This window comes from Streptomyces sp. LS1784 (genome assembly GCF_020103755.1).
Classification (GTDB): domain Bacteria; phylum Actinomycetota; class Actinomycetes; order Streptomycetales; family Streptomycetaceae; genus Kitasatospora.
The window spans coordinates 1-709 of the sequence record NZ_JAHSQD010001228.1 but is presented as its reverse complement, the minus strand read 5'-3'; the positions used below and the strand labels follow the sequence as shown (position 1 = coordinate 709).

Genomic DNA, 709 nt, shown 5'->3' with positions numbered 1-709 from the left:
GGCGCCCGCCCCGGCCAGCCGGTCCGCCGCCCGGGCCACCAGGCCGTCCACCAGCGAGGCCCGCCAGCCGCTCCACGCGGCCGGGCCGGTGGCCAGCGCGTCCGCCTCGGTGAGCGCGTGCAGCAGCTCCAACTCCGGCAGGGTGGTGACCACCTTGGTGATCGCCTCCACGGTGGCCGGGTCGTCCGGATCGCGCCGGGTAGCGGTGTCCACCAGGGTCAGGTGGTGGCGGACCAGCACCGCCAGGGTCTCGGTGTCCTCGGGACCGAAGCCCATCCGGGGGGCCAGGTCGCGGACGATCACCTCGCCGGCCTCGCTGTGGTCCCCCGGCCAGCCCTTGCCGATGTCGTGCAGCAGCGCGGCGACCAGCAGCAGGTCCGGCCGGGCCACCCGGCGGGTCATCGCGGCGGCCCGCACGGCCGTCTCCACCAGGTGCCGGTCCACCGTCCAGCGGTGCACCGCGTTGCGCTGCGGACGGCAGCGCACCCGCTCCCAGTCCGGCAGCAGTCGGCGGACCAGCCCCTCCGCCTCCATCGCCTCCCACACCGGGACGGCCGGATCCCCCGCGCCCAGCAGGGTGACCAGCTGCTCGCGGGCCTCGTCCGGCCAGGGCACCGGCAGCGGGCGGCACTCGGCGGCCAGCCGGCGCACCGTGGCGTACGAGACGGTCAGTCCGTTCTGCGCGGCGGCGGCCGCGGCGCGCAGCGGC

1 protein-coding gene is annotated in these 709 nt (G+C 77.7%); it reads right to left on the bottom strand.

Annotation, left to right across the window (positions count from 1 at the left end; all coding sequences use genetic code 11):
• Positions 1–709, bottom strand: a 709-nt coding sequence (locus KS423_RS46685) for an HD domain-containing protein (protein ID WP_224285685.1), incomplete at both ends; no start/stop codon positions are given.